Origin of the sequence: Pedobacter polaris, assembly GCF_005116505.1 — a bacterium.
GTDB classification, from domain to species: Bacteria; Bacteroidota; Bacteroidia; order Sphingobacteriales; family Sphingobacteriaceae; genus Pedobacter; species Pedobacter polaris.
On the sequence record NZ_SWBR01000004.1, the window covers coordinates 10,869 to 35,850 of the forward strand.

The window sequence follows — 24,982 nt, forward strand, 5'->3', positions numbered from 1 at the left end:
CCACTAATTGAGAAGATTTCTGCAGATAAAGATTTAAATAAACCTGAGCCTTTGTGTAAGCTGCGGAGAAATAAATAGCCAGATTTACGGCAAAAAATATAAAATAATGTACAAAGACAATACAACAGCAGAGATAGATAATGTTTTGGAGAAAGCAGTTCAAGCATTCCATCACTATAAGAAATATAGTTTAAAACAGCGTGCTGATTTTATGCGTGCCATTGCTGTAGAAATTGAAGCTTTGGGCGATGAGCTTTTAACTACTGCAAATGCCGAAACCAATTTGCCCTTAGCCCGATTGACTGGTGAAAGAGCGAGAACAATTTTTCAACTGAACAGTTACGCAGCAGCAACTGAGGCAGGCAATTGGTTAAATGCAAGTATTGATACCGCTTTAGGAGAGAGAACGCCACCTAAACCAGATACGCGTAAAATGTTGGTTCCGCTAGGACCAGTTGTAGTTTTTGGAGCCAGTAATTTTCCATTTGCCTATTCTACAGCAGGTGGAGACACTGCATGTGCTATTGCTGCGGGTTGCCCAGTAATTGTTAAAGCACATCCTGCTCATGCAAAAACATCTACTTTAGTGGCTTCAGCTATTTTTAAAGCAGCAGAAAAATGTAATATGCCTGAAGGAATTTTTGCTCATGTGTATGGGGCAGGTTTTGAAATAGGAACATACTTGGCAAAACATGAAGCCGTTAAGGCCATTGGTTTTACAGGGTCATTTAGTGGCGGAAAAGCCCTGTTTGATTTAGCCAATCAGCGTAAAACACCAATCCCTGTTTTTGCAGAAATGGGCAGTGTAAATCCTATATTTTTATTGCCCGAAAAATTAGCTACAGACACAGAAAACCTAGCAAAGCAAATTGCGGGCTCTGTTACTTTAGGTATGGGTCAGTTTTGTACCAATCCGGGTTTAATTGTAGCCATTGATAATGAGCCTTTAGATAAATTTCTCTCTTGCTTAAAAAAGGAGATAGAGGCTATAGTGCCTTCAGCTATGCTACACCAAGGTATTGCAACTAACTTTAACAAAAAACTGGTAGATGCATTAGCTCAAAAAGGAGTTCAAATTATCGGACAATCTAACACTACAGCAAGTGAAGCGCAAGGGCAAATTACCATAGCCACAGTAGCGGCAGAAATCTTTTTAGCAAATCCGATTTTACATGAAGAAGTTTTTGGACCTTACTCTTTAATTATTCAGTGTAAAGATGAAAACCAACTGTTAGCGGTAGCTAAGGCAATGGAAGGACAACTTACAGCTACTTTAATGGCTACGCCAACTGATGTTAAGTCTCATCAAGCTTTGCTAAATGAAATACAAGAAATTTGTGGTCGTTTAATTTTTAACAACGTACCTACAGGAGTAGAAGTTGCCTTGTCTATGCATCATGGGGGACCATATCCAGCAAGTACCGATAGTAGATTTACCTCAGTAGGGGCAGATGGAATTAAGCGTTTTGCTAGACCTTTATGCTTTCAAAACTGGGATGATGAATTTTTGCCAGATGAGCTTAAAAATGCAAACCCTTTAGGTATTTGGCGCACTATTGATAATGTTTTAACGCAAGATAAAATTTAATGAAGAAAACTTTCAGCTGTATCGATGCACATACTTGTGGCAATCCGGTTAGGGTGGTTGCAGGTGGTGGACCGATTTTAATTGGAAACTCCATGATGGAGCGCCGCTTGCATTTTCTCCGAGAGTTTGATTGGATAAGAAAAGGCTTAATGTTTGAACCTCGTGGTCACGATATGATGAGTGGAAGTATTTTATATCCGCCAATAGACTCAGCAAACGATATTGGTGTTTTATATATCGAAACCAGTGGTTGCTTGCCAATGTGTGGTCATGGTACAATCGGTACAGTTACCATCGCTATTGAAGAAGGCTTAGTCATCCCTAAAATTCCGGGAAAGCTACGCCTAGAAACCCCAGCTGGTTTAGTTTTAGTTGAATACGTGCAAATAGATGGAAAAGTTAAGTCGGTTAAACTCATTAATATTAAGTCGTTTTTAGCAGCAGAGGGTTTAGAGGTAGAATGTCCGGATTTAGGCAAATTAACCGTTGATGTAGCTTATGGAGGTAATTTTTATGCCATTGTAGATCCACAAGAGAATTTTAAAGGCTTAGAAAATTATACCGCAGATCAATTGATCAGTTGGAGCAGAACTTGCAGGAAATTGATGAATGAGAAGTATACTTTTGTCCATCCAGAAGATCCAAATATCAATGGTTTAAGTCACTTTTTATGGGCTGGTGCTACAATTTCTCCAACAGCAACTGCTCGAAATGCTGTTTTTTATGGCGATAAAGCAATTGACCGTTCTCCTTGTGGTACTGGAACATCTGCCCGAATGGCACAATGGTTTGCCAAAGGGAAACTCAAAAAAGGCGATAAATTTATTCACGAAAGCATTATAGGTTCTCAATTTATTGGTACCATAGAAGAAGAAACAACTATTAATGGTAAACCTGCCATTGTACCCGGTATAGAAGGTTGGGCAAAAGTAACGGGTTATAACACCATTTTTATAGATGATGATGATCCTTATGCACACGGTTTTCAGGTGATTTAAACCTCACCCCAACCCTCTCCTGAAGGAGAGGGTTTACAAAGTCTCATGTAAGTTTCATTCAGAGCGCAGCGAAGAATCTCTTTAAAAATCTATTATCTATTTCCCATTATGACTAATGAACAAATGAACCAATCATCTTCTACTAAAGGCGAGGTAACCATCATTGGTGCAGGAATTATAGGCCTTTGTTCTGCTTATTATTTGCACAAAGAAGGGTTTAAAGTAACGCTATTAGAGCAGGGCGACTTAATCAACAACTGCTCATCTGGCAATGCCGGAATGATTGTGCCTAGTCATTTTGTACCATTGGCAGCCCCCGGAATGATTAGCAAGGGCATTAAATGGATGTTTGATAGCAAAAGCCCTTTTTATGTAAAGCCATCTTTTAATCCTGCATTAATTTCTTGGGGATTAAAGTTTTGGAAATATGCCAACCAGCAACATGTAGATCAATCGGCTGTGCCATTAAGAGATTTGCACTTGCTAAGCAAGCAATTATATGATGATTTAGCAAAAGACCCTTCGTTAGATTTCGGCTTAGAGAAAAAGGGTATTTTAATGCTTTATAAAACCCAAGCCACAGGTGATGAAGAGATCCATTTGGCTAAAAAAGCACAAAATTTGGGATTAGATGTAGAACCTTTGTCTGCAGCCCAAACACAAGCCTTAGAGCCAAATGCTGCATTGGCTGTTTTAGGCTCGGTTCATTATAGATGTGATGCACATTTATCGCCCAACGATTTGGTAAAGCAATTGGTAGCCTACTTGAAAAAGAATGAGGTAGAAATTATAAGCAATTGTAAGGTAACAGGCTTTGAAACCAGCGAAGGGGAAATAACAGCTATACAAACAAGTAATCAGACCTATGCTGCAAATTTAGTGGTGATGACGGGTGGTGCTTGGTTGCCAGAGTTGGCTAAAAAGGCAAATTTAAATATCCCAATAATGCCAGGCAAAGGCTATTCTTTTATGGTAGATCCTAAGGAACATCAAATCCATCATCCAGCTTTATTGCTCGAAGCGAGGGTAGCTGTAACGCCTATGAATGGGATGGTTCGTTTTGGTGGTACAATGGAAATTGCCCCAATGAATGATAAAATTAATAAGAACAGGGTAGAAGGTATAGTCAATTCAATCCCTCAATATTATCCAGATTATCAAGTTCCAATCCCTCAAATAGATAAAATTTGGTATGGCTTTAGGCCTTGTTCTCCTGATGGTTTGCCTTACATCGGTTTTACCAAGAAATTAAAAAACTTAATTATTGCAGGTGGTCACGGCATGATGGGTGTAAGTTTAGCACCAGCAACTGGTAAATTAGTAGCAGAATTGGCCGTTGGGAGCAAGTTATCAATTGCAATTAACAAGTATAGCGCTGATAGGTTTTAACCTCACCCCTAAATCCCCTCTCCTAAAGGAGAAGGGACTTGCATTAGGAGCGAGGCAAGTTTTGTAAAAAGATGAGTGGCTTTTAGGTTAAACCCTCAGTTTATAGATAGGAGCAAAAACTTTCGATACGATAATCTTTCCTAAGAACAATGACCGGCCTTGTAGCATTTCGAAGGAGTAAGCATTAAAACTTTTGCACAATCTTTAAAATTTTACTGCACAAGGCAATGCACCATCCGATTTTTCATCGGTAATGTGGCTTGCCGCCTTTTAGTTTTGATAGCTTAATTCAAGAAATGATACACAGCCTTGATTTATTAATAAGCAGTTATTGTTTTTAATGGAATTAATGAGCTCGCTGAAGGGCTCGGGTTTGCTCAACTTTTCATCAAGGAAAAGTGGAATGCCATGGCGGCAAGAGCCGAGGCAAGGCTGAGCATTGGGCAATATCATATATAAACCAGCAGGGAGATTGCTTCGGTTTGCGAAGAGCAACACCTCGCAATGACGTTTAATGTTAGGAATTATGGAACCCTTCATATGTTCACGATCTTTCCCAAGAACTATGACCGGCCTTGAATGCAAGGGAAGGAAGAATAGTTAATTGTTTAAAGCATTTATTTCTCTCTAGCATTAAATTAGCAAAATGGAGAAATGGAGGTTCTTCACCGCAATGGCTCATTTTGCGGTACAAAAACAATTGACGTATTATTCCGACATGGCATTCTCAGCCTTGATTTTTGGTTACCTTTTTATCAAGAAAAAGGTAAGAGCCCCTCGGTGGCGGTGAACCGAGGCAAGCCTAAGCGTTGGGCAATAGCATATATAAACCAACAAGGAGATTGCTTCGGGTTGCGAAGAGCAACACCTCGCAATGACGTTTAATGTTAGGGGGTTATGACCAATAGGTTGAGCGATAATCAATCCCAACTAAAATCTTACATCATACCCCTCTCAACTCAGAACTTTTTTATTAGCTTTGTATATATGCTGTCGAAGAAAACAAAGTATGCTATAAAAGCACTGGTAATTTTGGGAAAGAATATGACCCAACCACCTATGCAAATCGCCCGTATAGCAGAAGAAGAACATATTCCTAAAAAATTCTTAGAGCAAATTCTATTAGATCTCCGCAATGCGGGATACCTGTATAGCAAAAAAGGTGCTGGAGGAGGTTATAGCCTTAACAAAAACCCAGAAGACATTTATTTAGTTGATATTTTGCGTATTACCGATGGGCCAATTGCAATGGTTCCTTGCGCTAGCTTAAAATTTTACCACAAATGTGAAGAGTGCCATGATGAGGTAACCTGTGGGATTCGCAAAGCATTTATTGATGTTAGAGACGCTTCTTTAAAGGTTTTGAGTGAAACCAGCATCGCAAATATCATCGAACGTGAAAAAACTTCAATTGACTTGATGTAAAAAAATTTAATAAAATAGACGACTAAGTCTATATACTTTGTATATTTGCATTATATTATTTGTTTAAAAAGAGAATTTACCTCGTAAAGCAAATTAAATATGGCAAGAGAAGGTTAAAATCCCTCCCTTAAATTATAAACCAAATTTACGATATGCAAAGTTTTAGAACAGAATTAGAAAATCCGGTTGTAGAAAGAGATATAATCGACCTTGAGAAAAAAATCAATGATTTTCGTTCTGGAAAGATTCATGACGAACGTTTTAGAAGTTTGCGCCTAGCAAGAGGCATTTATGGACAACGCCAACCTGGTGTGCAAATGATCCGTATTAAACTGCCATTTGGTAAAGTAACTTTTAAACAATTATTGCGCATAGCAGATATTGCTGATGAATATGGAAGTGGAAATTTGCATTTAACAACCCGTCAGGATATTCAATTGCACTATGTAAGCTTAGATAGAACACCAGAACTTTGGGCTAAACTAGAATTGGATGATATTACCTTAAGAGAAGCTTGCGGAAATACAGTTCGTAATGTAACCTCATCGCCAAATGCTGGAATAGATCCGGATGAACCATTTGATGTTTCACCTTATGCACAAGCAACCTTTGCTTACTTTTTGCGCAATCCAATTTGTCAGGAAATGGGCAGGAAGATTAAAATTTCCTTCTCGTCTAGCGATAAAGATACAGCCTACAGTTATATCCACGATTTAGGTTTCATTCCTAAAATAAATGAAAATGGGGAGCGTGGTTTTAAAGTTTTATTTGCAGGTGGCTTAGGAGCACAACCCTTTTTAGCAAGTGCAATTAATGATTTTTTACCAGAAGACCAGTTAATTCCCTTTTCAGAATCGGTATTAAGAGTATTCGATCGCTATGGCGAACGTACCAATAGAAATAAAGCCCGTTTAAAATATTTAGTTCAAAAATTAGGCTTAGAAGAAGTTTTAAGATTAGTAGAAGAAGAAAGAGTTGCCAACAAAGTAAAAACTTTTAAGATTGATCTTACTACAGTCCCTCTTCCAAACTTACCTCATGCGCAAGATTATCCGGCAGCGGAAATAAAGAACGAAAACCATTACAAACATTGGTTGGCTACCAACGTTTTTGAGCAGAAGCAAAGTGGATTTTTTGGGGTTTATGTGAAAATTTTAGTAGGCGATATTAAAACAGACCAAGCAAGAGCCTTTGTAAATGCAATTACACCTTACGTTGCTGATGAAATCCGCATTACACAAAATCAAGGTTTGTTGTTAAAATTTGTGCCACAAAATGCATTGCCATCTTTATATAAAGCTCTATCAGACATCGGCTTAGCCAATGCAGGTTTTGATAGCTTGGCCGACATTACTACTTGCCCAGGAACAGATACGTGTAACTTGGGTATTTCTAACAGTATGACTTTGGCAGAAGTTTTAGAAGAAGTGATTTACCATGATTTTCCTGAGTTTATTTACGAGAAAAACATTAAAATCAAAATTAGTGGCTGTATGAATTCTTGCGGTCAGCATGGTTTGGCAGAAATTGGTTTTCATGGCAGTTCTGTAAAAGCAGAAGGCAAGGTTGTGCCAGCTGTACAAGTAATGTTAGGTGGTGGAACAGTGGGTAATGGTGTGGGTAGGGTAGCAGAAAGAGTAATTAAAGTGCCTTCGAAAAGAGCCACTCAGGTTTTACATTTCTTGCTAAATGATTTTAAATCGAATAACCTATCGGATGAAAATTTCCACCAATACTATGATAGACAGGGGAAAGAATATTTTTACAAACTGCTAAAACCTTTAGGCGATTTAACCAACCTTAAAGCAGAAGAATTTGTGGATTGGGGTCATGAAGAAACTTTTGAAACCGCAATTGGGGTAGGAGAATGTGCTGGAGTAGTAATAGATTTAGTAGCTACCTTATTGTTAGAAGCTGAAGAGAAATTAGGTTGGGCAGGGCAAGCATTGCAAAATAATGCTTATGCCGATTCGATTTACCACAGCTACAGTGCAATGGTAAATGCAGCAAAATCTTTGTTGTTAGATAAAGGCGTTAACAGCAGCACACAAGTTGGTGTAATTAGAGAATTCGATACTCATTTTGTACAAAGTGGAGAATTCATTTTCAATAGCAGTTTTTCAGATTTAGTACTTCAAATTAATAAAAATGAACCATCTGTAGCTTTTGCTAATCAATATTTTGGAGAAGCAACTGAATTTTTAAATCAAATTAAAGTCCTTAGGGCAATTGTGTAATGGGAGAAAGAAACTTAAATATAGAACCAAAAATTACATTGTTAGGCGCTGGCCCCGGAGATCCAGATTTGCTAACTTTAAAAGGTGTAAAAGCTCTGCAAACAGCAGATGTTGTGCTTTATGATGCATTAACCAATGAAGCTTTATTAACTCATGCACCTGCAGCAGCAATTAAAGTGTATGTGGGCAAACGTTCCGGAGAGCATTCTTTTGAACAAGATGCAATTAACAAATTAATGGTAGACTATGCTTTAAATTATGGTCATGTTGTGCGTTTAAAAGGTGGCGATCCATTTGTATTTGGTAGAGGTTATGAAGAATTAGATTATGCTGATTCATACAACATTCCAGTAACTGTAATTCCTGGTATTTCTAGTTCAATTGGTGTGCCTGGTTTGCAACAAATTCCAGTTACACATCGTGGATTGAGTGAAAGCTTTTGGGTAATTACAGGTACAACTTCAAACGGACAAGTATCTGATGATATTTATCAGGCCGCAAAATCAAACGCTACTGTAATTATTTTAATGGGTTTGAAAAAATTACCTCAAATCGTTGAGATTTTTAAAGCAGAAGGAAGACATGATTTGCCTGCTGCGGTAGTTCAAAATGGTTCGTCAGACAATGAAAAGTTGGTGGTTGGTAAAGTAGATTCTATTTTAGAAATAAGTAAAAAAGAAAAAATAGAAGCCCCAGCTTTGCTTATTTTTGGAGAAGTAGTTTCGCTACATCCTTCATTTAAAACGTTAATTAAGCAATATGCAGCCATCTCCTAAGCTCAATAATAATGTGTCCTTTTCTGAAGAAGCAAAAGGAAATCAACTGTTTCCAGTTTTTGTTAAGCTGAATCAGTTGCGTACATTATTAATTGGTGCAGGAAATGTTGGTTTAGAAAAATTAAGTGCTATTGTTAACAATAGCCATCAGGCTGATATTACGATTGTTGCAGAAACTATTAATCCAGCAATAATTGATTTAGTGGCAGCTTATCCCTCAATAAAACTGAAGCAAAAAACTTACGATGCTTCAGATTTAAAGGATGTAGATATTGTTTTTGCCGCTACAGCTAACAATGTTTTAAATGAACAAATAAGAGCAGAAGCCCATCAAAAAGGTTTATTAATTAATGTTGCAGATAAACCAGAGCTATGCGATTTCTATTTAGGTTCAATCGTTCAAAAAGGAGATTTAAAAATTGCCATTTCTACAAATGGTAAATCGCCAACTATCGCCAAGCGATTAAAAGAAATTTTAAACGAAGGTATACCAGCAGAATTAGACACTACACTTCAAAACATGAGTGCGCTGCGTAAAACTTTAAGTGGCGATTTTGCTTCGAAAGTTAAAAAGCTAAATCAAGTTACGGAGGGTTTAATTCAACCAAGAAAGAGCTTTGCTGAACGAAATATCAAATGGTTAATTTGGCTTTCTATCGTATTATTCATTTATACTGCTGGTTTAACTTTATGGAATACTGAGCCAGAATTTCAGTCTTTCTTGATCAATATCGATCCGCTGTTTTACTGGTTTTTAATAGCAGGTTTTGTTTTTGCAATGGTAGATGGGGCAATAGGTATGTCTTATGGTGTAACTACTGCTTCCTTTTCATTGGCAATGGGTTTGCCTCCAGCATCCGCCAGTATGGCTATACATATTTCTGAAGTGCTAAGTAACGGCATAGCCGGATGGATGCACTACAAAATGGGAAATGTAAATTGGAAACTCTTTAAAATATTAATTATTCCAGCTATTGTAGGAGCAGTTTTGGGTGCTTATATTTTATCTTCATTAGAACATTATAGCGCTTATGTAAAGCCAGTTGTGGCAATTTATACCCTATTTTTGGGAGGTATTATTCTAATGAAGGCCTTCAATATTAAAAGGAAAAAGCCGGGGAGTCAGAAGATAAAAAATATTGGGCCACTAGGTTTTGTTGGTGGTTTTATAGATGCTGCTTTTGGTGGTGGATGGGGTTCAATAGTGCTTTCTAGCTTAATTGCTGGTGGCAGACATCCATTATTTTCTTTAGGAACGGTTAAAATTTCTAGATTTTTTATAGCCACGCTAAGTTCATTAACATTTTTTACCATGTTAGGTGGTAGGTATTGGGAGGCAGTTGTAGGTTTAATTATCGGTAGTGCTTTGGCATCACCAATTGCAGCAAGGGTTTCTAATAAGATCTCAGCAAAAACAATTATGGTGGCAGTGGGTATCATTGTTATGGCGGTAAGTTTGCGTAGCGTAGTAATGTTTATTTTAAAGCTGATTTAATGATGGAAGAGTTAGAAACACTAAAACAAGAATTAGCTGGTTTAAGCATTGTAGATAAACTTTGGTTTTTAACTAAAAAATATCAAGGTAGAATTGTGTTTAGTACCAGTTTTGGTTGGGAAGACCAAGTGATTACGGATATCATATTCAGTAATAAAATTCCTATTAAAGTTTTTACATTGGAAACTGGAAGGTTATTTCCAGAAACTTACTATGTATGGAACAGAACGTTAGAAATTTATAAACAAACCATTCATGCTTATTACCCGCAGGCAGAATTGTTGCAAGATATGGTCAATACCAAAGGACCAAATAGTTTTTATGAATCGGTAGAAAACAGAAAAGAATGTTGCCATATTCGTAAAATTGAGCCTTTAAAAAGAGCTTTATATGGCAATGAGATTTGGGTAACAGGTATTAGAGCAGAGCAGAGTGCAAATAGAGAAGATATGCATGATTTAGAATGGGATGCAAGTAATGAGCTCATTAAGTTTCACCCAATTTTTGAATGGACTTTAGCCGAAGTAAAACAATATATCAAAGACAATAACATTGTTTATAATACTTTACACGATAAAGGTTTCCCTAGCATTGGTTGTGCACCTTGTACAAGAGCAGTACAGCCTGGTGAGGATTTTAGAGCAGGAAGATGGTGGTGGGAAGACCAAAGTAAAAAAGAATGCGGACTGCACAACACAGCCGAAGAAATAGTGGCGAGTAAAGAATAAAGAAGGTGAAAGGTTTAAGGTGTTTAAGAATAAAGCTGAAAGACCAAAGACTAAGCAAAGTGCCTAGCTCCATCGTCATTGCGAGGAACGAAGCAATCTTAAAGCGATAGGCTGGATAACTGATATGGTTCGTGAGGACACGACCCAAGCAATATAAGAACAAGGAATAAAGAAAGTTCGCAAATGAAACATTACAACGTTTCAACATTTAAACATTACAATATCTACAAATGAGTGAATATAATTTTGATTATTTAGATGAATTAGAGGCCGAGGCTATTCATATTTTACGTGAAGTGGCGGGGCAATTTGAGAAACCTGCTTTGCTGTTTTCTGGCGGAAAAGATTCAATTACTTTAGTGCGGTTGGCAGAAAAGGCATTTAGACCAGGCAAGTTTCCTTTTCCATTGGTACACATTGATACTGGACATAACTTTGAAGAAACTATTCAATACCGTGATGAAATGGTAGCTAGAATAGGCGAAAAACTTATTATTGGTTCTGTTCAGCAATCTATAGACGAAGGAAAAGTAATTGAGCAAACTGGTAAAAGTGCTAGTCGTAATGCATTGCAAACGGTTACACTGTTAGATACAATTTTAGAACATAAATTCGATGCTTGTATTGGGGGTGCCAGAAGAGATGAAGAAAAAGCTCGTGCCAAAGAACGCATTTTTTCAGTTAGAGATGAGTTCGGTCAGTGGGATCCAAAACGCCAACGCCCTGAACTTTGGAATATTTACAACGGTAAAATTCATAAAGGAGAAAATGTAAGGGTCTTTCCAATTAGTAATTGGACAGAGCTTGATGTTTGGAATTATATCAGGAGAGAAAACATTGCTTTGCCAAGTATATATTTTGCGCACCAACGAGATTGTATTACTAGAAATGGTCAGCTAATGGCAGCATCTCCGTTTTTAAATATGGATGATGAAGATGTGGTAGTAAGCAAAAAGGTTCGTTTCCGTACAGTAGGTGATATGTCTTGTACAGCTGCAGTAGAATCTGATGCTGATTTGATCGATGACATTATCCAAGAAATCAGTGAATCAAAAATTTCAGAACGTGGCGCTCGTATGGACGATAAAGTTTCTGAGGCAGCAATGGAAGACAGAAAAAAAGGGGGATATTTTTAAAGAAGTATCAAGTAGCGAGTATCAAGATTGGATATGAGCCTTAAAAATTCTTTAAAAGAAATTAATAAATAGTATTAATAACAAACTTGCAAAGGTCTTGATACTTGATACTTATATCTTAATACTAATAAAAAATGAACATATTAAAATTTTTCACAGCGGGAAGTGTAGATGACGGTAAAAGTACCCTCATTGGCCGTTTGTTATATGATACCGATTCTATTTTAGCAGATCAGTTGGAAGCCCTACAAAGCTCTAACAGAAAAAACGACGATGGAACGATAGACTTAGCTATTTTAACAGATGGTTTAAGAGCCGAACGAGAACAAGGAATTACTATTGATGTGGCCTATAAATACTTTCAAACCGAGAAGAGAAAATTTATTATAGCCGATACTCCGGGCCACATTCAATATACCAGAAACATGGTTACAGGTGCTTCTACAGCAAATTTAGCCATCATTTTAATTGACGCTAGAAATGGGGTAGTAGAACAAACCATTCGCCATTCTTATTTAGTTTCTCTTTTAGGTATCAAACACATTGTGGTTTGTGTAAATAAAATGGACATGATGGATTACAGTGAAACTGTATTTAATGCCATTAAAGAAAAATACAAAGCACTAGCGCAAAATTTAGATTTGAAAGATGTGACTTACATTCCTGTAAGTGCATTAAAAGGAGACAATATTGTGCAACCATCAGCTCAAATGGACTGGTATGATGGCGAAAGTTTATTACACTTTTTAGAAAAAGTAGATACCGATTTGCAAGACAAAACAGCGCAAGCTCGTATGCCAGTGCAGTGGGTAATTAGACCGCAAACTGATGAACTTCATGATTACAGAGGATATGCTGGTAGAGTATTAAGCGGAACTTTTAAATTAAATGATAAGGTAACGGTTTTACCTGCCGGAACAAGTTCTACCATTAGCAAAATAGAATTTTTTGAAAGCGAATTAGACCAGGCTTTAGCAGGTCAATCAGTTACCATTCACTTAGAAGACAATATAGATATTAGTCGTGGTGATACTTTAGTTAATTCTTCGGCTTTGCCTATAGAATCTAAATTGATCGAAGCAGATTTATGTTGGATGGATACAAGAGCATTGGATCCATCAATTATGTATTTAATTCAGCATAATAGTAAAACAACTAAATGTAAAATCAGTGAAATTTTATATAAAGTAGATATCAATACCTTAGATAAACACGCAGCTGATGACTTTAAATTAAATGACATAGGTCGTGTAATTGTTAAAACTGCAGATGCTTTGGCCTTCGATTTATATGGAGAAAATAGAGCAAATGGTTCGGCTATATTAATTGACAGTAGAACAAATTTAACAGTAGGTGCTTTAATGTTCAGAGCCACGGTAGAGTAATTAGTTCATTGGTTCAACAGTTCACTAGTTCAAATATTAGTAAAACAATTACAGCGGGGCATCGGTTACGATAGCCCCGCTTTTCGTTTCAATCTTTTGTCCTTCGACTACGCTCAGGATGACAAAAGGATTTCCACTGTAATCGGGTTTAGAGAACCGAAAACTGTGCAAGAAACAATCATTAGCTTCCGTCATTCCCGTGAACGGGAATCGTAAAGCGCAATCCTTACATTAGATTTTCTGTCTCATTACGATGCCAGTCAAGGTGAACATGACGATTTCGCCTAAACTAAAATCCTTTTAGTAGCAAATGGATATGTTACAAATAAAGTCTATGAAATTAGTAGTCTTTATTTTAAAATCCTTACTTTTGAAGAATTGGTTTAATTCATTGATCAAATTTTCATTTTATGCAGTTACAAGTAAACCCACTATTAGAACAGTACTTAAATCATTTTGCAGCACAAACACAAGATGTGATTTTACTTCATGGTTTAGCCGCTTAAAATGGAAAATATCAACTATTTGGCCTTTGCTATTCCAGCTTTTTTTTTGTTTTTATATATAGAGTATGTGTTGGCAGTCCGGTTAAAAAAGGCTCACCTATTTAAATATGAAAGCTCAATTTCTAATGTTAGTATTGGCATTGCAGAGCGATTGTTAAATCTTTTTATTGCGGCTAGTTTTTACGATTTGTTTAATTATGTTTATAAGCATTATGCTTTATTAAGTATACCTAATACCTGGTGGGTATGGATTTTGCTTATCATGGCAACAGATTTGGTTTGGTATTGGTACCATAGGCTTGGGCATGAAGTTAATTTCTTTTGGGCAGCACATATTGTCCATCATCAGAGTGAAGAGTTTAACTTAACTGTCTCTGCTAGAATCACTACTTTTCAAGCTTTAATTAGAAGCGCATTCTGGTGTGCATTACCATTTGTAGGTTTCCATCCAGCAATGGTAATTACTATTCTAACAGTACATGGTGCTTATTCTTTCTTTACCCATACTCAACTCATTCCTAGATTAAGATGGCTAGAGCATATCTTAGTTACCCCATCCCTTCATGGTATTCATCATGCTAGTGATGAAAAATACTTGGACAAAAATTACGGTGATGTCTTTGTTTTTTGGGACAAAATCTTCGGGACTTACCAAAGAGAAGAAGAGCCACCTAAATATGGACTTACTCACCCAATAAAGAGCTATAGTTTTTTATGGCAGCATTTCCATTACTATTTTGAAATTGCCGAGGCCACAAATAGGGTAGTAGGTTTTAAAAATAAACTAAAGGTGATATTTGGTCATCCAGCGGTTCTTAACCAAGATATAAGACCACTATTAGAGCAAAAATATTTACAACATAAATCTAAAGATACTTATCGCTTTAAATTCAAAAAATACCTTAACATCCAAATTGTTGTGTGTGTAATCATGTTAACTTTTTTAACCGCTTATTTTAAAGATCTAAACCTAGTTGACCAACTATTTTTTTTGGTCTTTATCATCATTACTCTTATTAATTGTGGTGCATTGATGGAGCAAATTAGATGGATTTATTACCTAGAGTGCATACGTTTAATCTTAATAATTAGTTTCATCTTTTTTAAATTAGACTGGTTTGGTGCAATCTTATTACCAACAATAAGCCTTGTAATTTTAGAACGGTTTTTTACCTTAAGCAGGCTTTATAAACGCTATGTTTTGCAGTATGAAAAAATAAAAAAATAATTATTTTAAAATAAATTCTACTAATTCTATAGATTTTATATAAATTTGTGTCATTGATGTACTTAATAACCTGAGCGATGATTTTGAACAAGATAGAAAAAACTCAAATTGAACCAAAAATTACTTTGGTAGGAGCTGGTCCTGGTGATCCAGATTTATTGACTTTGAAAGGCGTTAAAGCTTTAAATACTGCAGATGTGATTTTATATGATGCTTTGGTTAATGAAGCATTATTAAACCATGCCCCAGAAAATGCAATTAAGGTTTATGTAGGTAAACGCTCAGGTGATGAATCATTCTCTCAAGAGTTAGTTAATAAGTTAATGATAGATTACGCTTTAAATTACGGTCATGTTGTACGTTTAAAGAGTGGTGATCCTTTTGTATTTGCTCGCGGTTTCGAAGAAATTGACGTGGCAGAGTCATATAGCATTCCAACAGAAATTGTTCCAGGTGTATCAAGTGCGTTGGGTGTACCAGGCTTACAGAAAATTCCAATGGTTTATGGCAACCTGAGTGAAAGTTTTTGGGTGGTTACAGGAACAAATTCGCATGGAGAAATTTCGCCAGATTTATATGTTGCTGCAAAATCTAATGCCACCATTGTGGTATTAATGGGTATTGAGAAAATCAAAGAAATTGCTTCCATCTTTAGGGCTGAAGGTAAAATTGATTTGCCTGTAGCCGTGATAGAAAATGGTTCATCTCAAGAAGAAAATGTTGTAGTTGGTATTGTTGATACAATTGAAGAACTAATTGAAGAAAAGAAATTAAGTTCACCAGCCTTGTTGGTTTTCGGTAATGTTGTTTCCTTGCATCCACAGTTTAATGCGATAAAAGAATTTTATTCAATTATGGCACAAGAAGAATATTAAATTAGAATTTTCATATTATTTTTTTGTTTTGTTTTAGGGGTTGGCCAGTAATGTCCAACCTTTTCTTTTTCAAAAAGAAATTTCCAAACAAACTTCTAAAGTAAGTATTTGAATTTAAAATTATTTTTTGCTGAAATATTTGCAATACACAATCTAATGCCTAATTTAAGTAAGTTTTTTTCGACACCTAATTATGGAAATTATACACTTCAGTGCAGAATGCTATCCAGTCGCAAAAGTTGGCGGTTTGGGAGATGTAGTAGGAGCATTACCAAAATACCAAAATAAGCTAGGCCATGTGGCCAAGGTAGTTATGCCTGCTTATAACACAAAATTTTTGCAGCAAAATGAGTTTGAAGTCGTATATGATGGTTGGGTAAGATTAGGTTCTAATAATCTTCCTGTTAGAATACTTAGAGAAAAAACCAATAAACTAGGCTTTGATTTGTTTTTGGTTCATATTGCAGGGTTATTAGATCGTGAAAAGGTTTATGGCTATAATGACGATACCGAACGCTTTCTGGCTTTTCAAATTGCAAGTTTAGACTGGATTGCTCAGTGGGAGCACAAGCCAAATGTAATTCATTGTCATGATCACCATACGGGTTTAATCCCTTTTATGATTGGTAATAGCCATAATTACAGACATATAAGTTACATTCCAACTGTTTTAACTATTCATAATGCACAGTACCAAGGCCAATTTGGATGGGATAAATTACATTACTTGCCAGCCTTTGATTTACGTAATTCAAGTAAATTAGATTGGAGCAATTCCATTAATCCACTAGCATCTGCAATTAAATGCGCATGGAGGGTTACAACTGTATCGCCCAGCTATTTAGATGAGATTAGTTATAAAGCCAATGGTCTTGAAAATTTATTGGCACAAGAACGAGGAAAATCTTTTGGGATTTTAAATGGAATTGATAACGAAGTTTGGAATCCGCAACAAGACTCAATGCTGACTAAAGCATTTAACATTAGGACTGTAGAAAGTGGAAAAAAAGCAAACAAAGAAGCCCTTTGCGATGTTTTTAATCTAGCCAAAGACAAGCCATTATATACTTTTATAGGTCGTTTAGTTGGAGAAAAAGGAGCAGATTTACTACCTGATATTTTTTACAATGCCTTACAACAGAGTGAAGGTGAAATAAATATTTTGGTTTTAGGTTCAGGAGATCCACATGTTGAAGATAGATTAAATGAGATTAAACATCATTATCCAGGTAGGTATAATGCTTACATAGGCTATAATGAAGCTTTGTCTCATCAAATTTATGCAGGTGCTGATTTTCTCTTAATGCCATCTAGAGTTGAACCTTGTGGTTTAAATCAAATGTATGCCTTACGTTATGGAACTATTCCTATTGTAAGACGTATAGGCGGACTAAAAGATACAGTAACAGATATTGGTGATGGAGGATTTGGAATTTGCCATGATCAAACCAGTATTTGGGATGTAGGACATGCCATTGGCAGAGCTTTTGATTTATATTTAGACCAGAAAAAAGTGAAAGAAATTCGTAAGTTTATAATGACGTTAGACCACTCTTGGGATAGGGCTGCCCAACAGTATATTGATTTGTACCAAATGTAAAACTATAAAATATATGACCGACAAAGTATTGGGTGTAATTCTTGGTGGTGGCCAAGGTTCAAGACTATCTCCATTAACGCAAACCCGTTCTAAACCCGCTGTGCCAATAGGTGGTAAATACCGATTAGTAGATATTCCTATTTCAAATTGTATGAACTCCGGCATACATCGTATGTTCGTTTTAACTCAATTTAATTCGGCGTCATTAAATAAACACATTAAAAATACTTATCACTTTAGTCATTTTTCTAAAGCTTTTGTAGATATTTTGGCTGCAGAACAAACGCCAGATAATCCTACTTGGTTTCAAGGTACTGCAGATGCTGTTAGACAATGTATGCATCATATTACCAATCATGAATTTGATTATATTTTGATCTTATCTGGAGATCAATTGTACCAGATGGATTTTAAAGCGATGTTGCAAGCACATATAGATAAAGGTGCAGAGATTTCTATTGCAACGATTCCCGTTCATGCAAAAGACGCTACAGAGTTTGGTATTTTAAAAACTGATGAGGAAAGCTTCATTACATCGTTTATAGAAAAGCCAAAAGCAGATTTATTGCCAGATTGGACTTCTGAAACTAGCGATGAAATGAAAGGTGTTGGTAGGAATTATTTAGCATCTATGGGGATATATATATTCAATAGAGATCTTCTGATTAAGATGTTGAATGAAAATCCAGATGAAAAAGATTTTGGTAAAGAAATTATTCCTAGAGCATTATTAAATAACCACGTATTAAGTTATCAGTATGAAGGCTATTGGACAGATATTGGTAATATCTCATCTTTCTTTGAAGCTAATTTAGGCTTAACTGATGAATTGCCATTATTTAATATGTTTGATAGTGCACATACTATTTTTACCAGGGCAAGGATGTTGCCACCTTCAAAAATATCTGGAACAACATTAGAAAGAACCATTATTGCCGAAGGTTGCATTATTCAGGCCAGTAGGGTAGAAAGAGCTGTTCTAGGGATCAGGTCTAGAATTGGAAGAGGTACAACCATTGCCAACTCCTACATAATGGGTAGCGACCATTACCAAACTTTAAAAGAAATTCAAGAAGAAACAAGCTCTGGTCGTCCATTATTAGGTATAGGAGATAGGTGTTATATCAATAATGCTATTGTAGATAAAAACTGTAGAATTGGTAACGATGTTCGTATAAATGGTGGTTCGCACCTTGCGGAAGGAGATTATGGATTATATGTAGTAAGAGACGGAATTGTTGTAGTTAAAAAAGGAGCTACTATTCCAAATGGAACTGTAATATAGTTTTATTCATCGGATAACTATTTAGAAATAAGATAGCCTTTACTGAAAAGTAAGGGCTTTTTTATTGGTTGTCATTCAGAGCTTGCGAAGAATCTCTTTAAATTAATATTATACGATTTTAATTAAGCTATCCAAGTTCCTTTATAATTGATTAAAGAAAATTTGATAGGTGTGATTGCGGTTATAACTATAGAGACAGTATGTTATGGTTTTAGTCTAATCAAATTTGGAAAGAGAGAATAGGTATGCATCACGTGTCCCCCGCTGGCGGGGGAATCTAGGGGGTGGTATTTCCCTACTATAAACCCTTAAGAGGGATAAAGTTGTCTTTAGTAAAAATACATTAGTTGTGCAAAGTAATTGTAGCACCAACTTCGTTAAATAAGCCTGATAGTAGCGAGCACGGAATGAAATGAAGTAAAGTGAATAGCAGGGCTGATGTTGCCAAGAAATACTGAACGCTAGCTTTCAAAAGAGATTCTTCGCTGCACTCAGAATTACATAATGTGGTTAAACATAATTAAACACCAAAGAAAAAGTTGTTCGCTGATTTGGTATAGAGTCAACTTCTAAACTACCTCTGTGCATTTTCATGATATTACGGGTAATTGTTAGCCCGATACCTGATCCATTTTTGCGGGTAGTATAAAAAGGAACAAATATTTTTTCAATATTTGAAGCTTCAATTCCCTTGCCATTATCAATTACATCAATGTAAACTTTATTGTGTGCAAGACGGTAAGTTACCTCAATTACAGGATGTTCTACATCTTCAAGGGCATACATGCTATTGGTAATGAGATTAATTAGCGCCTGTTCTATTAATTTAAAGTCTATTTGTATCGATATTTTCGAGGCAGTTTGAAGCACTTGTAATTTGATGTGTTTGGCATTAACCATTGGTTGCATGAGCACTTTAACATGTTGCAAAATTTCACCAATACTATGCTGTTCTGCATTTGGTGTGGGTAGCTCGGCAATTAACCGATAGTCTTTCACGAAGTCTAATAAACCTTCAGATCTACGTTTAATGGTTTGTAAAGCTGGTTTTAGATCTTCTAAATCTTCGGCATTTAAGCTTTCTTTATTGTTAATCATTTGGTTTACCGTATCTGAAAGAGAGCTAATGGGCGTAATTGAGTTTAATATTTCATGAGAAATAACCCCAATTAAACGGTTCCAAGCTTCAGTTTCTTTTTGCTCAATTTCATCTTTAATATTTTGGAAAGAGATGATATTGTAGTCTGCACCGTAAAGATTAAGAGGTATTACCTCGATAGAAAGTTGAATGAATTTATCTTGGATCTTTAATTCAATGAATCTTTTTCCACCAGTTTTGATGGCATCAATTTCTTTAGCAAAGATAGGTAAATGTTCTTCGAAACGATGCCAGTAACTATATGCGGGCACATTTAATAAGTTGCTTGCCGCTAAATTAAAAAATGAAATTTCTGATTTCCGCTGCTCTGTCTTATTTTTTTTAACAACGATTACGCCTACTGGAACTTGCTCTAAAATTGTTTTAATGAGCTGAAAAATAGAATCTTGCTCTAGTTGAATATCTTTATGAATTTGAATTATTTCACTAAAAGAGTCATACAATTCTGGAAAGCTTCCTTTTGTAGCTTTATTCTTAAAGTTTAAAGTATGATCTCTAGTTTTAACAGCAAGAATAAAGCGTTTAATATCCTCTCTAATTTGATTGACATAATAATAAAGAGAAATGATATTAGCCAGCAATATGATAGTAACGCCTGTAATGGTAAACCACAATTGCGTATTACGAACAAGATAGACCAACAGCACAGCCAACACGTTGATGATCAACAAGCGGAGGATTAAACGGAAAGTAAATCTTTGGTAAAACATTGTTGTAAAGCTAAAGGATTAAAGGTAAAAGACTAAAGCGAAATGAGCAAGGTATTAAATTAAGCTTTGGTCTTTGGACTTTCTGCTTTAGACTTTCTAAAGCCCAAATTTTTCTATCCTTCTATAAAGTGCAGCTCTTGTTAAACCTAATTCGGCTGCTGCTCTAGAAATGTTTCCTTTATGTTTTTCTATAGCTTTATTTACCATCATTTTTTCCATTTCATCTAATGGCATATCTGCTTGTATAACAGATTGATTGCCAAATTTTTGTGGAGATAATTGTAAATCACTCTCTGAAATCTCCATTCCATCTGTCATAATTACCGCTCTTTCTAAAACATGCTGCAGTTCACGTACATTACCGGGCCAGTTGTAATTTAACAAGGTTTGCTCTGCTTTGGCGTTAATATTTTTAATTGTTTTGTGGTATTTAGTGCAAAAACTTTGTAAGAAATGATTTGCTAAAAGGACAATATCATTTCCACGTTCACGTAGGGGTGGTAATATTAATTCTACAGTATTAATCCTGAATAGTAAATCTTGTCTAAATGTACCTTTAGCTACCATTTCGTTTAGTGGCATATTGGTTGCGCTAATTAACCGAACGTCAATTTTTCGCTCTTTACTTTCGCCTAAACGAGTAACAGTTCTGTTTTGGAGTACGCTTAGTAGTTTTGCTTGCAATGGGAGGGAAAGATTGCCAATCTCATCCAAAAATATAGTTCCACCATCAGCCATTTCAAAACGACCAGGTTTATCCTCTCTAGCATCTGTAAAAGCACCTTTTACGTAACCAAAAAGTTCACTTTCGAAGAGATTTTCATTTAATGACCCCAAATCTACGTGCATAAAAATCTGCTTTCGTCTTAATGAGTTTTTATGTATTTCATAAGCAAAAACCTGTTTTCCAGTACCATTTTCTCCTAAAATAAGTACATTAGCATCTGTAGGAGCAACTTTAGCTAACGTTTTTTGTAAATGTTGTACACCATTATCGTTGCCAATAATATGCTCAAATTTGCGAGCTATATCGCTTTGCATTGAAGTGTGTATTTTTTCTAATTTTTTAACTTTTTTGTTCGATTGTCTCAATTTGCTTGCGGCAGAAAGCGTTGCAAAAAGTTTCTCATTTTCCCATGGCTTAAGGATAAAATCTGTGGCACCCTTTTTAATAGCCTGTACGGCCAATTCAACGTTGCCGTAAGCTGTCATTAAAATTACTACATAGTCTTTATCTATCGATAGGATGTGCTCTAACCAATATAGTCCTTCACGACCATCACTTGCACCTTTTTGGTAATTCATATCCAGTAATATAATGTCTACTTCGTTTTTACTAAGTAGCACATTTATTTCTCTTGGTGATTTACAGGTTAATACTTGATTAAAATGCTGTTTTAAGAATAACCGTGCACTTAATAAAATATCATCGTCATCATCAATTACAAGAATGTTTGCGTCTATCATTTTTATATTTTTAACCTCACCCTGTTAAAGTTTAGTAGTATATGTTCTTTTGTGCCATCCCTCTCCTTGAAGAGAGGGATTTAATGGTAAATCGGTTAACCCAAAATCGTAATATTCAAATTTTTTACACCCTGTTTATGCTTTTTGCCCCCTCTCTTCAAGGAGAGGGGATTAAGGGGTGAGGTTTTTATTTTGCAAATGCTCCTTAATTGTATTCAAAACATTATCCAAATTACCTTTTACCAATTCATTTGTAAATCTAATTACCCTTATTCCCATTTCTTCCAGCTCATAGCTTCTATTTTTATCATATTCTTGGTTTTCATTTTGATTATGAACTCCACCATCAATTTCTATTATTAACTTAGCCTCATAACAATAAAAATCAGCAATATATTTGTCTAATGGATGTTGTCTTCTGAATTTGAAACCTAAAATTTTTCTATTTCTGAGGCTCTGCCAAACTATTTCTTCAGCATCAGTTTGTGTTTTTCTTAAAATTTTAGAAAACTCGAAAAGCTTTGAATTAGCGCCTTTAAAAAGTTCATCTCCATAATTTTCCATATTTTATTTACCTAGTTCAGCCCAAACCTGCAACTCACAACTCACCACAAAGCTATGCTGTACTGTTCGATGTTGCACAATAACTGTTCGATTATGAACATCTATTTTTAAATATAAAATTTATATCATTGATTTTCAGGCATTTAAAATTTTATTTACGCTTGGCACAAACTTGGCAAATGGCATATCATTAACAGCATAAAATCTCCAAATGGACAAAGTAATACAGAAAAAGAAATTTAGTAAAAAGACAATTTTAATTATAGTTGGCGCAATTGCTTTTGTGGCTTTAGTGGCTTATGGTTATAGCTTGTCATTAAATAAGGTTTATAAAGCAGAGGCTGATAAAATTACGATTAGCAAAGTACAGTACGGTGATTTTGAAGATGTGGTATTGCTAAATGCAAGTGTTGTTCCGTTAACGTCTGTTATTGTAAGTTCTTCTGAAGGCGGAACGGTTGCACAAATTTTTACTGAAAATGGTGCTTCGGTTGTGGCAGGAACACCATTGTTAAGGATTGCTAACCCAAATGCATTATCAAATTATACAGCAAGTGAAACCAGTATAACTGAACAAATTAATCAATTACGAAAACTGAGATTGGACTTGGAGCAGAATCAAAGGGTAATGAGCCAAGACATGATGGATATAGAAAATAGCTTAAGAACATCAACTCGGAAGTATAAAATTGACAGTGCCCTATTTTCTAAAAAGGTAATTACTAAAGAAGAATTTAATACTTCTAGTCAAGATTACGAATATTACCAAGGTAGGAAAACGTTATTAAAACAAGCTGTTCGTCAAGAGAATCAAAGTCGTGTAATGCAGTTGCAGCAAATAGAACTTTCCATTTCAAGAATGAATGAGAGTTTACAAACTATAAGACAGAACATTGAGAACATGACGATTAAAGCTCCGGTTTCGGGTCGATTATCTTCTTATGATCCAGTAATTGGAAAATCTTATAACGCAAATGAAATGCTTGGAAAGATAGATGTAATGCAAGGTTACAAATTACAAGCTGGTGTAGATGAATATTATATCAACCGTGTTAAAGAAGGACAAACAGCACAGTGTGAATTTAATGGGAAAACATATTCTTTAACAGTTAGAAAAGTAATTCCAGAGGTAACTGCTGGTCAGTTTCAGGTAGAATTGGTTTTTGAAGGTAAGTCTCCAGATGAGTTGAGAAGAGGTTTGTCTTTGCAGGTTAAATTAACACTATCTGATAACAGTAAATCACTTTTACTAAGTCAGGGTCAGTTTTTTCAAAGTACAGGAGGAAGTTGGGTATTTGTGGTGAGTAATGGAAAAGCAATTAAAAGAAATGTAAAAATTGGTCGTAAAAATTACTTGTACTACGAAGTATTAGAAGGTTTACAAAAAAATGAAGAAGTGATTACCTCATCTTATGATCAGTTTAACCAATATGATGTGATAGAAATTAGTAAATAGGGATATGAGATTTGAGTATTGCGAATTGAGACGTGATGTTTAAGCATATTATAAAGAAAAAAAATTAGGTTGGTTAGCTCCGTGTCAGGTGCGTTGACAGGAGCACCAATTTAAGATAGTAGAATTGATTGGGAAAGAACAATTTAACAATAAAGCAATTTAACAATGTTATCAAGTCTTGATACTTGATACTAACTACTTGATACTTAAAATTATGATAAAAATAGAAAATCTGGAAAAAGTTTATAAAACAGAAGAAATTGAAACTACTGCTTTAAATGGTATTAATCTTCATGTTAAGGAAGGTGAATTTGTTTCTATTATGGGACCTTCAGGTTGCGGAAAATCAACTTTGTTAAACGTAATGGGCCTATTAGATAAGCCCGAAAGTGGTAGTTATAAATTCATCGATACCGAATTATTAACCCTAAATGATAGAGAACGCTCAAATTTCAGAAAAAGGAATATGGGTTTTGTATTCCAGAATTTCAACTTAATTGATGAATTGACTGTTTTTGAAAATATTGAGTTACCACTAATCTATAACAAAGTCCCAGCTGGCGAACGTAAAAAATTAGTAAATGAAATTATCGGTAGAATGAACATTGTAAATCGTTCAGGTCACTTTCCGCAACAACTTTCTGGTGGTCAACAACAACGGGTAGCTGTAGCAAGAGCCTTAGTTACTAAACCTAAATTAGTTTTAGCCGATGAGCCAACTGGAAACTTAGATAGCACACATGGAAATGAGGTAATGGAGTTGCTTTGCGAATTGAATGAGACTGGAACAACCATTGTAATGGTAACCCACTCAAGCCATGATGCAAGTTTTAGCAATAGAATCATCAACCTTAAAGATGGCCATGTAATTTCCGAGAAAATAAACAAAGGTAAAACTGAAGAATTGATCTAATTGAGTTAAAAGTTGCGAGTTGCAGGTTATAAGTCTGGGCTCACAACACATAACCCATAACC

At 35.5% G+C, this 24,982-nt stretch carries 19 protein-coding genes; 16 read left to right on the forward strand and 3 right to left on the reverse strand.

Annotated features, from left to right (window positions below):
- The first annotated feature begins 106 nt into the window (after window positions 1-106).
- The 14 genes from FA048_RS14785 to FA048_RS14850 all read left to right on the forward strand — a co-directional run bounded on the left by FA048_RS14785 (window position 107) and on the right by FA048_RS14850 (window position 18,651).
- The gene (locus FA048_RS14785) at window positions 107-1,588 is read left to right on the forward strand and encodes an aldehyde dehydrogenase (NADP(+)) (RefSeq protein WP_136842482.1); all 1,482 of its coding nucleotides are present in this window, start codon (window positions 107-109) and stop codon (window positions 1,586-1,588) included.
- On the forward strand, window positions 1,588-2,586 hold the full coding sequence (locus FA048_RS14790) for a 4-hydroxyproline epimerase (protein ID WP_136842484.1): 999 nt from the start codon (window positions 1,588-1,590) through the stop codon (window positions 2,584-2,586). The genes FA048_RS14785 and FA048_RS14790 overlap by 1 nt, the downstream gene beginning before the upstream one ends.
- Before the next feature lie 108 nt (window positions 2,587-2,694).
- The gene (locus FA048_RS14795) at window positions 2,695-3,975 is read left to right on the forward strand and encodes an NAD(P)/FAD-dependent oxidoreductase (protein WP_225872554.1); all 1,281 of its coding nucleotides are present in this window, start codon (window positions 2,695-2,697) and stop codon (window positions 3,973-3,975) included.
- A gap of 987 nt (window positions 3,976-4,962) precedes the next feature.
- The gene (locus FA048_RS14800; protein ID WP_136842486.1) at window positions 4,963-5,400 is read left to right on the forward strand and encodes an RrF2 family transcriptional regulator; all 438 of its coding nucleotides are present in this window, start codon (window positions 4,963-4,965) and stop codon (window positions 5,398-5,400) included.
- 152 nt (window positions 5,401-5,552) lie between these two features.
- A complete protein-coding gene (locus FA048_RS14805; RefSeq protein ID WP_136842488.1) occupies window positions 5,553-7,637 on the forward strand; it encodes a HEPN domain-containing protein in 2,085 nt (694 codons plus the stop codon).
- Complete coding sequence (gene cobA, locus FA048_RS14810; protein WP_136842489.1) at window positions 7,637-8,413, forward strand: uroporphyrinogen-III C-methyltransferase; 777 nt, start codon at window positions 7,637-7,639, stop codon at window positions 8,411-8,413. The genes FA048_RS14805 and cobA (FA048_RS14810) overlap by 1 nt, the downstream gene beginning before the upstream one ends.
- A complete protein-coding gene (locus FA048_RS14815) occupies window positions 8,397-9,908 on the forward strand; it encodes a TSUP family transporter (protein ID WP_136842491.1) in 1,512 nt (503 codons plus the stop codon). The genes cobA (FA048_RS14810) and FA048_RS14815 overlap by 17 nt, the downstream gene beginning before the upstream one ends.
- Window positions 9,908-10,636 (forward strand): phosphoadenylyl-sulfate reductase, encoded by a 729-nt coding sequence (locus FA048_RS14820; protein ID WP_136842493.1) that lies wholly within the window; start codon window positions 9,908-9,910, stop codon window positions 10,634-10,636. Before FA048_RS14815 ends, FA048_RS14820 begins: the two co-directional genes overlap by 1 nt.
- A 230-nt stretch (window positions 10,637-10,866) precedes the next feature.
- Window positions 10,867-11,772 carry a sulfate adenylyltransferase subunit CysD gene (cysD, locus tag FA048_RS14825; protein ID WP_136842495.1) on the forward strand — a complete coding sequence of 302 codons (906 nt, stop codon included), beginning with the start codon at window positions 10,867-10,869 and terminating at the stop codon, window positions 11,770-11,772.
- Window positions 11,773-11,906: 134 nt separating this feature from the next.
- Window positions 11,907-13,157: a sulfate adenylyltransferase subunit 1 gene (locus FA048_RS14830; RefSeq protein WP_136842497.1), complete on the forward strand. Its 1,251-nt coding sequence runs from the start codon at window positions 11,907-11,909 to the stop codon at window positions 13,155-13,157.
- A gap of 507 nt (window positions 13,158-13,664) precedes the next feature.
- On the forward strand, window positions 13,665-14,891 hold the full coding sequence (locus FA048_RS14835) for a sterol desaturase family protein (protein WP_136842499.1): 1,227 nt from the start codon (window positions 13,665-13,667) through the stop codon (window positions 14,889-14,891).
- A 77-nt stretch (window positions 14,892-14,968) separates the two neighbouring features.
- On the forward strand, window positions 14,969-15,766 hold the full coding sequence (gene cobA, locus FA048_RS14840; RefSeq protein ID WP_136842501.1) for a uroporphyrinogen-III C-methyltransferase: 798 nt from the start codon (window positions 14,969-14,971) through the stop codon (window positions 15,764-15,766).
- Between the two features lie 193 nt (window positions 15,767-15,959).
- Window positions 15,960-17,366 (forward strand): glycogen synthase, encoded by a 1,407-nt coding sequence (locus FA048_RS14845; RefSeq protein ID WP_136842503.1) that lies wholly within the window; start codon window positions 15,960-15,962, stop codon window positions 17,364-17,366.
- 13 nt (window positions 17,367-17,379) lie between these two features.
- Window positions 17,380-18,651: a glucose-1-phosphate adenylyltransferase gene (locus FA048_RS14850; RefSeq protein WP_136842505.1), complete on the forward strand. Its 1,272-nt coding sequence runs from the start codon at window positions 17,380-17,382 to the stop codon at window positions 18,649-18,651.
- Between the two features lie 510 nt (window positions 18,652-19,161).
- Here the strand turns inward: FA048_RS14850 and FA048_RS14855 are convergent.
- From FA048_RS14855 to FA048_RS14865, 3 genes are all read right to left on the reverse strand, one after another.
- Window positions 19,162-20,520 (reverse strand): sensor histidine kinase, encoded by a 1,359-nt coding sequence (locus FA048_RS14855; protein ID WP_136842507.1) that lies wholly within the window; start codon window positions 20,518-20,520, stop codon window positions 19,162-19,164.
- Window positions 20,521-20,616: 96 nt separating this feature from the next.
- The gene (locus tag FA048_RS14860) at window positions 20,617-21,987 is read right to left on the reverse strand and encodes a sigma-54-dependent transcriptional regulator (protein ID WP_136842509.1); all 1,371 of its coding nucleotides are present in this window, start codon (window positions 21,985-21,987) and stop codon (window positions 20,617-20,619) included.
- A gap of 171 nt (window positions 21,988-22,158) precedes the next feature.
- Entirely contained in the window at window positions 22,159-22,551 is a 393-nt protein-coding gene (locus tag FA048_RS14865; protein WP_136842511.1) for an endonuclease domain-containing protein, read from the reverse strand.
- Window positions 22,552-22,762: 211 nt separating this feature from the next.
- Here FA048_RS14865 and FA048_RS14870 point away from each other — a divergent pair, with 211 nt between their 5' ends.
- Together FA048_RS14870 and FA048_RS14875 are read left to right on the forward strand one after the other, a co-directional pair.
- The gene (locus tag FA048_RS14870) at window positions 22,763-24,007 is read left to right on the forward strand and encodes an efflux RND transporter periplasmic adaptor subunit (RefSeq protein WP_136842513.1); all 1,245 of its coding nucleotides are present in this window, start codon (window positions 22,763-22,765) and stop codon (window positions 24,005-24,007) included.
- A gap of 214 nt (window positions 24,008-24,221) precedes the next feature.
- A complete protein-coding gene (locus FA048_RS14875) occupies window positions 24,222-24,920 on the forward strand; it encodes an ABC transporter ATP-binding protein (protein ID WP_136842515.1) in 699 nt (232 codons plus the stop codon).
- Window positions 24,921-24,982: the final 62 nt, after the last annotated feature.

What these genes read in the sequence shown, in the direction of transcription:
- FA048_RS14790 (WP_136842484.1), top strand. Translation starts at nt 1,588, where the DNA reads ATGAAGAAAACTTTCAGCTGTATCGATGCACATACTTGTGGCAATCCG.
- cobA (WP_136842489.1), top strand. Translation starts at nt 7,637, where the DNA reads ATGGGAGAAAGAAACTTAAATATAGAACCAAAAATTACATTGTTAGGC.
- cysD (WP_136842495.1), top strand. Translation starts at nt 10,867, where the DNA reads ATGAGTGAATATAATTTTGATTATTTAGATGAATTAGAGGCCGAGGCT.
- FA048_RS14875 (WP_136842515.1), top strand. Translation starts at nt 24,222, where the DNA reads ATGATAAAAATAGAAAATCTGGAAAAAGTTTATAAAACAGAAGAAATT.
- FA048_RS14805 (WP_136842488.1), top strand. Translation starts at nt 5,553, where the DNA reads ATGCAAAGTTTTAGAACAGAATTAGAAAATCCGGTTGTAGAAAGAGAT.
- FA048_RS14850 (WP_136842505.1), top strand. Translation starts at nt 17,380, where the DNA reads ATGACCGACAAAGTATTGGGTGTAATTCTTGGTGGTGGCCAAGGTTCA.
- FA048_RS14795 (WP_225872554.1), top strand. Translation starts at nt 2,695, where the DNA reads ATGACTAATGAACAAATGAACCAATCATCTTCTACTAAAGGCGAGGTA.
- FA048_RS14870 (WP_136842513.1), top strand. Translation starts at nt 22,763, where the DNA reads ATGGACAAAGTAATACAGAAAAAGAAATTTAGTAAAAAGACAATTTTA.
- FA048_RS14815 (WP_136842491.1), top strand. Translation starts at nt 8,397, where the DNA reads ATGCAGCCATCTCCTAAGCTCAATAATAATGTGTCCTTTTCTGAAGAA.
- FA048_RS14820 (WP_136842493.1), top strand. Translation starts at nt 9,908, where the DNA reads ATGATGGAAGAGTTAGAAACACTAAAACAAGAATTAGCTGGTTTAAGC.
- FA048_RS14785 (WP_136842482.1), top strand. Translation starts at nt 107, where the DNA reads ATGTACAAAGACAATACAACAGCAGAGATAGATAATGTTTTGGAGAAA.
- FA048_RS14845 (WP_136842503.1), top strand. Translation starts at nt 15,960, where the DNA reads ATGGAAATTATACACTTCAGTGCAGAATGCTATCCAGTCGCAAAAGTT.
- FA048_RS14860 (WP_136842509.1), bottom strand. Translation starts at nt 21,987, where the DNA reads ATGATAGACGCAAACATTCTTGTAATTGATGATGACGATGATATTTTA.
- cobA (WP_136842501.1), top strand. Translation starts at nt 14,969, where the DNA reads ATGATTTTGAACAAGATAGAAAAAACTCAAATTGAACCAAAAATTACT.
- FA048_RS14865 (WP_136842511.1), bottom strand. Translation starts at nt 22,551, where the DNA reads ATGGAAAATTATGGAGATGAACTTTTTAAAGGCGCTAATTCAAAGCTT.
- FA048_RS14830 (WP_136842497.1), top strand. Translation starts at nt 11,907, where the DNA reads ATGAACATATTAAAATTTTTCACAGCGGGAAGTGTAGATGACGGTAAA.
- FA048_RS14835 (WP_136842499.1), top strand. Translation starts at nt 13,665, where the DNA reads ATGGAAAATATCAACTATTTGGCCTTTGCTATTCCAGCTTTTTTTTTG.
- FA048_RS14800 (WP_136842486.1), top strand. Translation starts at nt 4,963, where the DNA reads ATGCTGTCGAAGAAAACAAAGTATGCTATAAAAGCACTGGTAATTTTG.
- FA048_RS14855 (WP_136842507.1), bottom strand. Translation starts at nt 20,520, where the DNA reads ATGTTTTACCAAAGATTTACTTTCCGTTTAATCCTCCGCTTGTTGATC.